This window comes from Halobacteriovorax sp. YZS-3-1 (assembly GCF_047084945.1).
In the GTDB taxonomy this organism is placed as follows: Bacteria; Bdellovibrionota; Bacteriovoracia; order Bacteriovoracales; family Bacteriovoracaceae; genus Halobacteriovorax_A; species Halobacteriovorax_A vibrionivorans.
In genome coordinates this window covers 837,162-850,083 of record NZ_JBKIYI010000001.1, presented here as the reverse complement: position 1 = coordinate 850,083, position 12,922 = coordinate 837,162, and the positions used below count along the sequence as shown (strand labels likewise).

The following is a 12,922-nucleotide window of genomic DNA, read 5'->3' as shown; positions in this document are numbered from 1 at the left end:
CACTATAATGACTCTTTTACTATTCTATACGCAGAAGTAATTTGATGCAATAAATGCGCGCCAAATTATGGAAATTGAAAATAAATTAAAGGAATACTATGTCACAAAACTTCAACGCATATCAGATCATTTCGAAAAAAAGAGATGGGAAGAGATTAACAGACGAAGAAATAAAATGGTTCATTAATGGAATCACTAATGGCGACGTCGCTGACTATCAAATGTCTGCACTTCTTATGGCCATCTACCTAAACGGGATGAATGTAAAAGAAACAGCGGCACTAACAGATGCCATGCTCTACTCTGGAAAAACACTCAAGTTTAAAGGTGTGAACGTGATCGACAAACACTCAACAGGTGGTGTTGGTGATAAGGCCTCTTTTATTCTTGGGCCAATCGCTGCAGCATGTGGTGTAAAAGTTCCAATGATGGCCGGGCGAGGACTAGGTCACACAGGTGGGACAGTTGATAAAGTAGAATCAATTAAAGGATTTAAAACATCACTGACTCTAGAGCAATTTAAGAAGCAACTTAATAAAGAAAAGATTGTTCTGATTGGACAAACAAAAGATATCGCTCCAGCTGATAAGATTATCTACGGACTAAGAGATGTAACGGGAACAGTTGAATCAATTCCTTTAATTACAGCTTCTATTATGAGTAAGAAACTTGCTGAAGGTGCCAACGGTATTGTTATGGATATCAAAACTGGTGATGGTGCATTCATGAGCGATCTTAAAGATGCAAAAGCTCTAGCAAAGAGTTTAAGAGATACAGCAAAGCGTTTTGATAAGCGTATGGTTACAATGATTAGTGATATGAACCAACCACTTGGTCAATATATTGGTAACTCACTTGAGATTATTGAATCAATTGAAACTCTTAAAGGAAATGGGCCAAAAGATTTAACGGACCTAAGTGTTAAGCTTGCTGGTGCCATGGTTTATATTGCAGGAAAAGCAGAATCAATTAAAGAAGGTGAAAAGAAAGCACGTGCAGTTATTGATAACGGAAAAGCACTTAAAGTTTTCAAGAATCTTATAAAAGTTCAAGGTGGAGATGAAAAAGTTTGTGATGACTACTCTCGCCTACCTGTTGCAAAACATAAGACAGTTTTTAAAGCACCTAAGAAAGGTTATATCTCAGCTATCGCATGTAAGCAGATGGGACTTCACTGTGTAAGTCTTGGTGGTGGACGTGCTAAAGCAAGTGATAAAGTCGATTTTGGTGTTGGTTTTGTATTAAATAAGAAAGTTGGTGAGCAAGTTGCTAAGGGTGATGAGCTTGTTGTGATTTATCATAATAAGAATCAGAAAAAACAAGTTGATGGTATTTTAGCTGATCTTAAAAAAGATATTAAAATCACTACTGCTAAGCCAAAGCCAACTAAGTTAATTTTTGAGACGAAGGAAATCTAATGAGTGATTTACTTAAAAGACTTGAAGAATCAAAAGACTATATTGCGAGCAAATTTGATAAGACACCAGAGATAGGAGTTGTACTAGGTTCTGGTCTTGGAGGATTTGCGGATCTTTTAGAAAATAAAGTCGAGCTTCCTTACGAGGAAATTCCAGGTTTTAAAAAGACAAAAGTAAAAGGACACAAAGGACAATTAGTACTTGGTGAACTTTCAGGAAAAGTTGTTGCAGTTATGCAAGGACGAATTCACCGCTATGAAGGACACTCTCTTGATGAAGTTGTTTTTCCAGTACGTGTTTTAAAAACACTTGGTGTAAAGAATCTTATTATTACAAATGCAGCAGGTGGAATTAATCTTGATTATGGATCAGGATCTCTTGTTCTTATCACTGATCATTTAAATATGACTGGCGAGAATTGTCTTGTCGGTGAAAATATAGAAGAGCTTGGAACTCGTTTTCCAGATATGACTTATGCATGGTCACCTGCTCTTCGAGAAGTGGCCTTAGCTTCAGCAAAGGCAATTTCATATGACCTGAAAGAAGGTGTTTATGTTGGTGTACTTGGACCAACTTATGAAACACCTGCCGAAATTCGCATGTATCGTGGACTTGGTGGAGATCTCGTTGGAATGTCCACAGTTCAAGAATGTATCGCTGCAAATCATATGGGATTAAATGTCCTAGGTATCTCTTGTGTGACAAATATGGCGGCAGGGATTGAAAATACTGTACTTAATCACGATGATATTAAGCATGAAGCAGCACGTGTGATGGAAAAGTTCCTAGAATTACTAAAAGAAACAATAGCCCAAATTTAATAATTTCTCTCTACCTCGGTAGAGAGAACTTTGTTATAATAAATACAATATCTAACCACGAGTGAATACTCGGCTTTCATGGATTGTAAATGGAATCAAATTCGAATCAATCATCTAGAGAAATGCTCGAGGACATGAGTTTTTGTGTCTTTGATCTTGAAACGACAGGTGGAAATCAGAAAAAAGATAAGATTATCGAAATCGGGCTCGTCCAAATTGATAACTTAAAAGTTGGTGCTACAAAAAGTTTTCTCATCAACCCTGAAAGAAAGATTCCAGACTTTATTCAAAAACTAACTTCAATTTCCCAAGAAGAAGTAGAAGATGCACCAAAGATTGATGAAGTCATCGAAGAGGTTTTAGAATTTATTGGAGATCGCGTTCTCATCGCACACAACTCTTCATTTGATATCCCATTTTTAAATTCTGTTTTAAAAAGACTTGGAAGAAAAGAGCTAGAGAATAAGGGCCTTTGTACAAACCTTATGACAAAATACCTTATTCCAACCCTCATGAACTCAAATCTAAATTATATGTCGAGAATCTTTGAAATCTCACATAACAAGGCCCACCGCGCTCTTGATGATTCAATTGCAACAGCGGAGCTATTTCTAAACTACTTAAATATATTTATTGCTAAGGGTATCAAAAAGATCAACCATCTCTACTACCCTAAAAACCGCTATGAATTGGACCTTTGTAATTTCAAAAAAGCATCGAGTAACTTGGAAGAAATTCGAGATAAAATGAAGTCGATTTTTGCTCCTTTTGTTATTACAGTAAAAGGAAAGAATGGAATTATTCTCTTCTCTTATCCTTGTACAAATAAAGAAAATGAAATTACATATATTTGTGATCGTATTGCTGAACTTGAATGGCAGACAATCTCAATGAAGCTTTCAGGGCCAATCCTTGAATCTCTTATTCGATTCAATCATTCATATGCAAAAATGGATGAGACGGACAAAGAGAAATCAATTGATCTATTAAAAGAGAACCTCATTGGTAAAGAAAGCCTTGAAGAGCTAAAAGGCCAATACAAAGATGAGTTACAAAAAATAAAACAATGTGACTTTGTTCTCATGAATCACCTGGTACCAGAGCAGTATACAATCTACCCTCTAGGTGCACTTGGTATTCGCCAAGGCCTAATCTTTCGCTATCCAGGACACGATAAGAAATTAATTCAATACATTAATTCAAAAACCAACCGCAAGAAGTCAGGGAAGCTAAAAGAAGTTAACTTTCCAAAAGCACTAGCTGATATTACAAATCTCTATATGGCAAAGTGTATGAGAGAAGAGCGTGAACTTATCATCTTTAAAGACTCTTTTGCTTTAAAGAATAAAGAATTCTTCTTTGTTGAGTTTGAGAAATTCACACAGGCAAACCCTAATAGGTATAACTACCCAAAGGCCTTCATTTAGAGAAGATTATAGATAATTATATCTTGGCCAATGATATCCACACGGGAATTTTCAAGTCCTAATAAGTGGCCAATCAGTCGCCCTAGAATCTTACTCTTTTGACCTTCTAGATTTAAATTTTTCACATTTAATTTGATATCACTTCCATTTAAAGTGAAAGAACACTTTATAGTACTATCCCCTTTTTCAATGAGAAGTTCATGATTTTTCAAAGTCATCATCTCACTTAAAATTAAATAAAGAATAATTGGTAGTGAAGCACCACATATTTTTGCATTTTCTAATTGTGCTGAAACATTAGTTTCGATTGAAATCCCTGATTCAATTTTTCGATTACTAAGAAGTGTTGTTGCTTGCTCTAGAATTGTTCCAAAACTTTGGTCGAAACCTTGTTTTTCTTTAAGACGTGAAAAACCTAAGAATGTACTCACTAGATTTTGACAACGTTTCGCTGAAGCTTTCATCTCCTCTAAGGTTGCAGCATCTTCTTCGGCCCAGTCTTCAAGTTCTAACATATTAATTGCCGCTAGAATTCCCGCCAGTGGATTATTTAATTCATGAGCAATAGAGCTAGTAATAATACCAAGCTCTGAATGTGATTTTGAATAATTAAATTCCTGCCTTACAAGACAGATGATTTGTAGATGATTAGATGTTGACGATAGGATCTTATACTTATTTTCATCAATATCAATCCAGCTACTATCAACAGACTTCAGAAGTTGCCCTGGAGTTATTCCTAATTTTGAAAAATGATCGTTGTGAAAGTTTACAATATCATCATTTAAAATTACCACCGGAAAACTAAGCTGATTGATCAGCTCACTGATACCAATTGCTTCATTTGCCAAGTCTTTATCATTAGCACTGATAAGGGTTATGGCATTTGCTATTCCACTGGCAAACTCTTGAGTATTTTCGCCTTTATCTTTTAAAAGATAATAATTCTCCTCATCTTCAAAACAATAGTCTTCAACGACTAAGTAGTTTTGAGAAGTATTCTTTTTTATTTTTGTAATAGCGAATTCATTCTTAACATCATTGAGTTTAAAAATTGTACCGATAAAGTTACTATCACTCTCTTGATAGACCTTTTCAAGTATTACCCCACCTTCTCCAAGTTCATCTAAATTTGCTAAGTGCATACTTTTATTTAACTTATAAAGTCGCTGTAGAGCGCGGTTAAAGTGCACTAAGTTCTTTAGGTGATCAATACTTTCAACTTCTATAAGACAAGATTGAAGCTTTATAATAAGTGGTGATCCTGATTCTATTTCAAACTCAATTGGATATTCTAGGTCTTCATGAACTGGAGTAAAGCCAGCATAAACGAGCTCTCTTAAAATTTCTTCCTCAAGTGAGATATTAGTATGATAGTAGAACTTATCAACACCACTTGAAGTCGTATTGGCCTTTTCAGCACCTAGCTCCAATGAATTAATCATGCCTTTGTCCCCTTATGAAGAGTAACCTTGCCATCCGCATAATGAATATCAACATCCACATTTGATAATTTATTCATCTCTTTTGCACTTCCTATAACCTTATCTCCAATTTGAGTATAAGCATAACCACGAGTTAAAACGTTACGAGGATTCAATGCTGAAAGAATCTTTTCAAATTCTAGGTTGCGATTTTTAAATACTTGTACCTTTTCTTTAATAGCACGAGATAGCTTTTGAGCGATACGATCAAGCTCATAGCTATATTCATATAGTGAAAGAATTTGTTCCTTTCTTTTTATTAAATTAAGTTTTTCAAGATCGTGTTTATATTCTGAAATCTTTGATCTAAGTGCTTGTAAGAAACTTAGTGGTGACGTTTCGGCCAGAACTTCATATCGAGTTCGAAGTTGGCCATCCATTGCGTTTTTAAGATCTTTTCTGACTCTATTTAAATCAGTTTCAATTGATAAAAACTTCTGCGTTAAAACTTCTGCAGCCGCTGATGGGGTCTCTGTTCGTAGATCTGCTACATAATCAGAAATTGTAAAATCAACTTGATGTCCTACTGCACTAATAGTTGGTATTGGGCAATTATAAATATCCCAGGCTAAAGCTTCATCGTTAAATGCCCAAAGATCTTCCATGGAACCACCACCACGAGTTAGAACAATAACGTCTAACATATCCTTAGTGCGTCCCTCTTCTTTTGCCTTGAGATGATATGCAATTAATTTCTCTAATGCTTTTCTAATTGAAGCTGGTGCGTTATCCCCTTGAACAAGTGCCGGAGATAATAAGACTTGGTGATAATCAGACCTTCTTGCTGCAACATTTAAAAAGTCTTGTAGTGCTGCTGCGCCACGAGCAGTAATAACACCTATTTTCTTAGGCATTGAAGGAATTGGTATTTTTGAACTCATATCAAAAAGACCTTCTGCCTGAAGCTTCTTTTTTAATCTTTCAAATTGCTCCTGTAGATCACCTTTTCCAGCTGGAACGATACGCTTAACAATTAACTGGAACGATCCTCTTTTTGGATAGACCGATACTGAACCAGAAACGATAACCTTGTCTCCGGCCTTGATATTTTTTATTATCGGATTTCTCATGGCGTCCCCCCTAAAGAGGGCCATATTCATCAAAGCATTTGCATCACCTAGTGAAAAATACCAATGACCAGCACCAGAAGAACTCAAATTTGAGACCTCACCTGTGACACTAATATTTTGGTAATTAGACTCGAGATTATTTTTTATATGGGTAATTAATTGGGATACAGAAGGTACTTTATTGGTCATTTAATAATGATGTCTTGAAAGGTGCGAAGTGAGAAGACGGACAGCGTCATCCCACTTCGAATATTTCTACATCTTCTTGAATTTATTAACAGTATTTAAGAATTTAATCGCCTGAATAACCTGATAGTCCTCTGAGGCCGAATACTTTCTATCTTTGTCTTTATTCTTGATATGTTTATTAATTTCACGTGCTCTTTCAATTCTCTTTTTACGAGCAATTTTCTCACGCTTAAGTCGCGCTTTTTTCTCTTCTTCAGTCTCAACAGTAGCAGTTAGGTGGTTTCTTAAATCAACTTCACGAATTCCACCATCGTCATACATATTCTCTTCAACAAACTCGCCTTCGACCTGAGAAACCATAACATCTGGTTTGATCCCTAGGGCCTGAATCTTTCTTCCCTTTGGTGTCATATATTGAGCAATAGTAAGCTTAATTCCTGCATCTTCTGTAATTTGAGAAACAGTTTGCACACTTCCTTTACCAAAAGAATTTGTTCCAACGACGATTGCACGTTTATGATCTTGAAGAGCACCTGCTACAATCTCAGAAGCTGAAGCACTTTTTCCATCAATAAGAACGGCCAGAGGACAATCCAATTCTTTATGTCCGCTCTTTTTCACATAACGTATCTCTTTATTCTTAGGGTCACGTCCTTCTGTTGAAACAACGACTCCATCATTTAAGAAAATCGAAGATAGATTTACTGCTTCATTTAAAAGTCCACCAGGGTTTGATCTAAGATCAAGAACAACACCTTTAAACTTCTTACCTAATTGCTTCTTATGCTTTTTTAATGCACGAACAACATGTCTTGCAGCATCTTTTTGGAATTGGCTTAATCGAATGACTACATAGTCTTTAACAGCATACGACTTAACAGGTTTCGTTTTAATTTTTTGTCTTTTAACATCAAAGTAACGGATATCTCTTTCACCAGCTCTAAGGATACCTAAATTAATCACAGTTCCAAGATCACCTTTCATGCGATCAACGGCTTCATCAAGAGTTATACCTATTGTCGACTCATTATTGATCTCAACAATCTTATCACCTGGCTTAAGACCAGCTTTTTCCGCAGGTGAGTCTTCAATTGGTGTCGTAATAACAAGTACACCATCTTTTTGTGTTACTTCAATTCCAAGACCACCGTATTCACCACTTGTATCTTCTTGCATCTTTTTAAATACTTCTTTATCTAAGAAAGCGGAATGCGGATCAAGTGTTTGAAACATACCCTTAAGTGCCCCATCAATGAGCTTATCGATATTAACTTTTCGATAATAATTTGTTTCAATAATATGGATAACTTTATTAAAGAGCTCTAGTTTTTCAAAACGTGAAGCTTGTGAATCCTTTTCCTTGGCAAAGGTAGGAGTAACTAAGGCACTTAGAGCAAGGGCCAAAACTATCTTCTTCATATATAAATCCTAATCTTATAATTTTATTTTATCGTTAATTAACTGTGCTGTATTTTGTGCAGTATTCTTCTTTCTAACTTCAAAGTAAACCTTACTAAGATTTCCTTTCTTGATAGAAAAACGAGTTTTAGCAAGCGTGGAACCAAGTTTAACCTTTTGTCCTTTTTTCACACTCGCAGCAAAGTCGCCAAGATAAATACTTCTAACATCTCCACCATGAGCAACCATAATGACATTACCAACATTTGCAAGAGAACCTACATACTCAATTGTTCCCTCTTTAGTAGCATAAACACCTTCGCCACTTTTTACTGTATAAGTAATCCCCTTTGATCCATTTTCAGCTGAGATATATTTCTTTAAAGGAATTGCAAAATTTGCTGCTAGAGTTGCGGCAGAAGACTTACTCGCATTCTTCGCTTTTGCAGCTTTTCTACGAGCTCTTTCTTTCTTTGCTCTTTGTTTAGCAAGATAAGACTTTTTTAACTCACCATATTCGTTTTTAAGTTTTTCATGATTTTCTTTTTCAGTAAGAAAGACCTTAACTGTTGAATTCTTTTCATTTTCAAGATTTCTAAGAACTGAATAAAGCTCTCTTTCAACTTTGGCAGTCTCTGTTAAGCGTGTTCTTAGGTCAAAAACTTTCTTCTTTAGTTTTGTACAATATTCTATCTTAGACTGAATCTCTTTCTTTTCTTTCTTTAAAGATTTTAAGAGTAGTTGATTTTTTAATAAGTCTTCATGAGTTGAATTTTCAAGATAACTTAGGGCCACATGACGAATTGCTTTTTTAACTTTCGTCTTATCATCTTCTAACTCATATAATGATTGATTAAGATTTTTTTCTATTTCAAATATTTTATAATCAAGATCCTGTCTTGACTTCATTGCTTGCAAGTAATCTTCATTCTTTATTTGTAGCTTTTCTTCAATTGAACGAATCTTCTTTTTATAAGAATTAATCTTTTCTCGACTACTATTAACCTCTTTCTTTACAGCGTTATAATTTGTCGCTGCATTAGAGTTTAAAGCAATTGAAGATGCAATTAAAAATGAAAGGAGTACTAAGCTTTTTGCCATTCAAGTTTCCCAAGCGTATACAAAGCTGATGTTGAAATTAATAAAGCGCATATAGTTGCGACCAAGATTTCATTTGGAGCAAAGAAAGCAAATGAGATAACAATTCCAAAAAGAGTCCATATAAGAATATTTGTTAAATACATCTTTAGAGCTACGTTCTTTTTTCTTTGAAATTTCTCAATTAAATATGACACTTGCTTAAGGTCTTTTCTAATTGCAACAAATGCAACGATCCAAAAGATTGAAAGAACAACGATAGCAACCTGTAATGGTCTTCGCTTAACTTCCGTCATAACTTCCTTCCATGACTGGTGATTCGAGATTTTCTTTCTAATACCACCTAAAACGACGTTATCTTTACCTGTAAGTCTCACTAAATACTCACGTATGAGATTAGTTGAACTCTCCGATACTTTCTCATCAAGAATAATTTTTAATCCTTTCATTGAGATAACTTCTGTAATTTCATTCTTATCTAGATCAAGAACATCTTTTAACTGTTTAGTAACATTTAAGTTTTTAGAAGCACTAATACTTTCGATTGCCTTAACACCTGGAAGACCTTTAATTTTTCTTGTAATACTATTTGTATTTAGGTCGCCATCAACTAGAGCATTAAAGTAGTACTCATTTTGCATTGATGGAAGAGCACGAGAGATCTTCGCCTCAAAGTGATTATAATTTGATACGGCAACAACAAGAGTCATTGTTAAAATAGAAAATAGGATTTGACCAAAGAGATTGTTCTTTGAAAATCTTGCTAATTCCTTTAAATAAAACATGCATGCCCCGAATGAATAAGTCTAGAGTTGTCTAAGTGAATAATACGACCAGTGAATCTTTGCACTAGCTCGCGGTTATGAGAGGCCCAAATAATCGTTGTTCCTCTTTTAGAATTATAAATATTTAATAAATCAAATAAGCGCTTCGTATTATCAAAGTCTAAAGAGCTTGATGGCTCATCAGCAATGAATACATCTGGCTTAGAAAGAAGTGCACGAATGATGGCAACCTTTTGCCTAAGTCCCCCATTGGCATCTTTTGCTTTTAATTTTATACGATTTTTTATTCCAAGAATTTTTACTAACTCATTTAAATCACTTTCAAATTCTTTTTTTGAACGATAAACACTTGGATCAAATGAATACTGAAGGTTTTCTAGTAAGCTCATGTGCTCAACTAATCTTAAGTCCTGAAAAACCTGAGTTGTGAAAACGCGATCATCAATCTTAATATTTCCACTTGTTGGTGCAATATTACCAGCGAGTACGTTTAACAACGTTGTCTTACCAGCTCCTGAAGCTCCCGTCACAAAGACGATTTCACCTTTTCGAATCTGTAAATTAATTGAAGAGATGGCCTTGATGCCACCAAAATCAACCGTTACATTTTCTAGGTTAAAGCACATATTGGTGCTGAGGTTTTGATTACCAAAGAGTTGATGAGTTTGATTTGCGTAACTGCTTGAGATCATTGATATGAGTCCTTCATTATAATATTCAAATCTTCCTAACTTGAATGTGGGCAAAAATCCTCTTTGCCACAGTACAATTTTATAACAAAATCAAATATTAAGCAAAGGTGGATGAAAAAACCAACCCACCGCGTCAGTTATAGAAAAACTTAACATAACTCACCTTGAACATGGCCAATTTCGAACGTAGAATCATATAAATTTGATGCTCAAGGAGTCAGAAGTGCTTGAAAAAATTAACAATAGACAAGTGGATCCGAAACACCTTTCATCTTTTCTTAGATCACGAAATTGTATCGATGATTCAAGTGTCGATAATTGTCTATCATTTTATGACATCATCTATGTAATCCAAAATGACACCAATTCTGAAAGTAATCGCTTTAAAACCGAGTATATTGATCAACTAGAAATCAATTTAACTCTTGCTTATACTGATCGCCAATTGTGTGAAGAACAAATTCAAGAAGGTCAAAGGATTCGTCCCATTACAGTGGGAATGCTTTGTCGAGAAACAAAATCAAAATCTATCGAAGTCGTTGGGCTAAATATGGATAAAGATCTTGGTATGACAAATTTTGAAAACTTTATCTTTGTTCCACCATTTGATGAAATTACTGGCCAATATATTTTATCACCAAGAGATGAGGCCATATCATTATTATCAATTGATAATGAATCTCACCGCTTTATGGGTGTTGAAGCAACATTCTTTTCAATCACAAATAAAGGCCTTGTCACTTTTGGAAGTGAAGAAAGACAAGATTATCTCAATAACCTTATTGATAATTTAAGCTTTGTTATTCCAAGAATACCTCAGCCAAAAGGTAGTGCTAATATTATTTGCCTGCTATTAAATCTTGAAAACTCAATTGAAGAGAGAGCTTTTGTTCGCGATTATCCTACTTTTGATAATTATACAGAAGTCCTATTTGTAAATTCAGAGCTAGACTTGCTTACGGGAAATCTCAGTACTATTGATTACGATGGTGCAAGCCTTGAAGGTATTTATCTACCACTTATAAAGAGAGCGAAGGGACGTCTAAATTAATTAGATAATCCCTTCATCCTGAAGAATTTGATAAGCTCCATCTGAGCAGAAACAATTTGGCGTGTAGCTCATGGTATTTGATAGCTTAGAGATTATTGAGTTCTCCACATCTGCTAAGAGCTGTACCTGGCCATCATCAAAACAAATTTTCACAGGATCTCTTTCAAGTAAAAGATTCGTTTTATTTGTTTCCTTTGCTAACTCTCGAGGACTTTTAACAAAGATAATTTTCTTCTTAGGAAGATCAGGGATAACCCAATCAGCAGCTCCACCTTTCATCTTTACAATATTGACAATATCTTGGGCCTTATTTTCTGTTTTCTTATAGAGCTTGTCATTAAAGCCAGTATTATCTTGTTCCAATAGGCTTTGTGAGAATTCGCTAATATCAATATTCTTAGCTCCATGACGAAGAAGAAGGATTTTTGCCATATCTTTAATATGTGGATAACCATCAAACTTTCCATCAACTAATAATTTATGAATCGTATTCATAAAGTATGAATCATTGAAACCGTAGAATCTCATTGGATCGTTACTGATAATATCTAAGAGTTCACTGTAGCGATAAATATGGCCTTTCTCTAGCATATGATAACAAAGCGTATCAGCGATAGAGTCATATTTTGATCCACGAGGAGAGCGAATAACTTGTGAGTACCAAGCAAACCTTGCATTTAGAAAGTCCTCAACACAGTGAAGAGCATTTTCTTTGATTGCTAAGATATCATGTCCCGCAACTTTCTTCGTTGTGAAATGATGAAGAAGATACTCACGATCATAAGTTCCATATTTTAATCCCGTATAATGAGCATCTCTTAAAAGATAATCCATACGATCACAATCAATTTCAGAGTGTAGAATTTGATTGGCAAGAATTGAAGAGTGAGTTCCTTTTACAAGATCTGAAATTTCTTGTGGATCAATTCCATGATCTTTAAGAATACGTGTTAGACCACCTTCGTAATCAGTATTTTTAATAATAAATGAACCAAGATTTTCGTGGTCATCTTTAAGACCTTTTCCACCTTTCTTATTAGTAGTCTCCCCTATTTTGATATAGGCCATCTCAGTAGTATGAGAAAAGAGAAAAGTACCAATATCGTGGAGTAAGGCAGATATACGAATTGCCTGATGATATTTGGCCTCTTTGGTTATTTGAATTTTTTGAAATAACTCGTGATCTTCAACACCTCGTCCAACAGATCTTAGAATATGATGAGCATTATTTAAAACACCAATTGAATGGCCATAGCGAGAGTGCTCAGCACCATGAAATACATAGAATGAAAATCCTAATTGTTTGATCCATCTAAGACGTTGAAAGAATGGGCTGTGAATGATTTCCATCTCTAGAGGAGTTAAATCAATAAAACCATAGAGAGGGTCATAGACCTTTAAACCTTTTTTGGTTTGTTCAGCAACTTCCATGTTGATCCTTTGAAAACTAAGATGCCCGTAAAATACGGGCATCTTATATTGTATGATA

The 12,922-nt window shown here is 34.9% G+C and carries 11 protein-coding genes; 4 read left to right on the top strand and 7 right to left on the bottom strand.

Translation table 11 applies throughout. From position 1 onward, the window contains the following. The first annotated feature begins 98 nt into the window (after positions 1-98). From ACMAZI_RS04055 to ACMAZI_RS04045, 3 genes are all read left to right on the top strand, one after another. The gene (locus ACMAZI_RS04055; RefSeq protein WP_120405304.1) at positions 99-1,418 is read left to right on the top strand and encodes a thymidine phosphorylase; all 1,320 of its coding nucleotides are present in this window, start codon (positions 99-101) and stop codon (positions 1,416-1,418) included. Further along, positions 1,418-2,239, top strand: coding sequence for a purine-nucleoside phosphorylase (locus tag ACMAZI_RS04050; RefSeq protein ID WP_114705478.1), 822 nt, complete (start codon positions 1,418-1,420; stop codon positions 2,237-2,239). The genes ACMAZI_RS04055 and ACMAZI_RS04050 overlap by 1 nt, the downstream gene beginning before the upstream one ends. 89 nt (positions 2,240-2,328) lie before the next feature. Further along, complete coding sequence (locus ACMAZI_RS04045) at positions 2,329-3,666, top strand: PolC-type DNA polymerase III (RefSeq protein ID WP_412473726.1); 1,338 nt, start codon at positions 2,329-2,331, stop codon at positions 3,664-3,666. Here the strand turns inward: ACMAZI_RS04045 and ACMAZI_RS04040 are convergent. From ACMAZI_RS04040 to ACMAZI_RS04015, 6 genes are all read right to left on the bottom strand, one after another. Next, entirely contained in the window at positions 3,663-5,111 is a 1,449-nt protein-coding gene (locus tag ACMAZI_RS04040; protein ID WP_412473727.1) for a histidine kinase dimerization/phospho-acceptor domain-containing protein, read from the bottom strand. The two genes, ACMAZI_RS04045 and ACMAZI_RS04040, sit on opposite strands and share 4 nt — an antisense overlap. Then, a complete protein-coding gene (gene xseA / locus ACMAZI_RS04035; RefSeq protein ID WP_114705481.1) occupies positions 5,108-6,409 on the bottom strand; it encodes an exodeoxyribonuclease VII large subunit in 1,302 nt (433 codons plus the stop codon). Before xseA ends, ACMAZI_RS04040 begins: the two co-directional genes overlap by 4 nt. Before the next feature lie 66 nt (positions 6,410-6,475). Then, entirely contained in the window at positions 6,476-7,828 is a 1,353-nt protein-coding gene (locus ACMAZI_RS04030) for a S41 family peptidase (protein ID WP_412473728.1), read from the bottom strand. 15 nt (positions 7,829-7,843) lie between these two features. Next, positions 7,844-8,908 (bottom strand): murein hydrolase activator EnvC family protein, encoded by a 1,065-nt coding sequence (locus ACMAZI_RS04025; RefSeq protein WP_114705483.1) that lies wholly within the window; start codon positions 8,906-8,908, stop codon positions 7,844-7,846. Continuing rightward, a complete protein-coding gene (locus ACMAZI_RS04020) occupies positions 8,893-9,690 on the bottom strand; it encodes a hypothetical protein (RefSeq protein WP_114705484.1) in 798 nt (265 codons plus the stop codon). The genes ACMAZI_RS04025 and ACMAZI_RS04020 overlap by 16 nt, the downstream gene beginning before the upstream one ends. Further along, entirely contained in the window at positions 9,678-10,436 is a 759-nt protein-coding gene (locus ACMAZI_RS04015) for a cell division ATP-binding protein FtsE (RefSeq protein ID WP_114705485.1), read from the bottom strand. The genes ACMAZI_RS04020 and ACMAZI_RS04015 overlap by 13 nt, the downstream gene beginning before the upstream one ends. Positions 10,437-10,605: 169 nt before the next feature. Here ACMAZI_RS04015 and ACMAZI_RS04010 point away from each other — a divergent pair, with 169 nt between their 5' ends. Further along, on the top strand, positions 10,606-11,433 hold the full coding sequence (locus ACMAZI_RS04010; RefSeq protein WP_114705486.1) for a hypothetical protein: 828 nt from the start codon (positions 10,606-10,608) through the stop codon (positions 11,431-11,433). Here the strand turns inward: ACMAZI_RS04010 and ACMAZI_RS04005 are convergent, their stop codons facing one another. Further along, positions 11,434-12,864, bottom strand: coding sequence for an HD domain-containing protein (locus ACMAZI_RS04005; RefSeq protein ID WP_412473729.1), 1,431 nt, complete (start codon positions 12,862-12,864; stop codon positions 11,434-11,436). Between the last annotated feature and the right edge of the window lie 58 nt (positions 12,865-12,922).